Origin of the sequence: [Clostridium] symbiosum ATCC 14940 (genome assembly GCF_000466485.1) — a bacterium.
GTDB lineage: Bacteria > Bacillota > Clostridia > Lachnospirales > Lachnospiraceae > Otoolea > Otoolea symbiosa.
Genome location: NZ_KE992797.1, coordinates 1 through 1,116, shown reverse-complemented (window position 1 = coordinate 1,116; position 1,116 = coordinate 1). Strand labels below are relative to the sequence as shown.

The following is a 1,116-nucleotide window of genomic DNA, read 5'->3' as shown; positions in this document are numbered from 1 at the left end:
AGCAGTGGGCTTTTGATGATTCCCATTCTCCCAAATATCAGAAGTTCAAAATTGATGAGCTTCCTCTCATCACGGACTTCCGGCAGGACTGGACCTATAAAGAACTCATCCCTTACTTTGAAACGCGTTACGGTAAGAAAATCCGCCCTGTCAGCCGCCGTTCCGAGTGCGATATCCCTGATACCTGCACCTGCCCGCGCTGCAGTGCCCCAAAACCCTTCCTCTACAAGAATAATGGCTCGAAGGGCCAGCTTCTCTGCAAGGTCTGTGATGCCAGGTTCTCTACCGATGAAAGCCGCTTCTCCCCGGTGAAACTGCGATGCCCCCACTGTGGGAATACCCTAGTCCCCAAGAAAGACCGCAAGCACTTCATCATCCACAAGTGCGTCAACCCCAAATGCCCCTACTACCTTCATAACCTGAAAAAGGTAGATAAAGAAGACCTCAAAGAGGTTTACGGCAAAAATAAATATAAACTCCACTACATCTACCGCGAATTCTCGATAGATTTTTTCAGCATGGATTTAAACACCCTGCCAAAGAACGCTTCCTCCCTGAAATTCAGTAAGCACAATGCCCAGGTCATGTCCCTGTGCCTGACACTCCATGTCAACCTCGGTCTTTCCCTGCGTAAGACCTCACAGGCCCTTAAAGACCTGTATAACATCAGCATCTCACACCAGCAGATCGCAAACTACTGCAAAACTGCCGCCATCTGTATCAAGCCCTTTGTTGATCTGTATCCCTACGAAAAAGGGGATGCGTTCACCGCCGATGAGACTTACATCAAAATCCGCGGCATCAAAACCTATATCTGGCTTATTATGAACGCGGCAACCCGTTCCATCATCGGCTATCAGGTTTCCGATAACCGGGGCGTCGGCCCCTGCATCCTTGCCATGCGGATGGCTTTCCAGGGTCTTACTAAACTGCCGGAAAACTTTAAATTCATCGCTGACGGCTACAGCGCTTACCCTCTGGCCGCCATGGAATTCGCAAAAAAGTTTGGAAAGGACTTTACGTTACAGATCACCCAGGTCATTGGACTTACCAACGACGATGCTGTTTCCAGAGAACACCGGCCATTCAAACAGATGATTGAACGGCTGAACCGTA

Annotated in this window: 1 protein-coding gene; it reads left to right on the top strand. The window is 49.3% G+C overall.

Annotated features, from left to right (window positions below; translation table 11 throughout):
• Positions 1–1,116 (top strand): DDE-type integrase/transposase/recombinase (locus CLOSYM_RS01070; protein WP_044902028.1); only part of this gene is annotated, 1,116 nt, incomplete at both ends.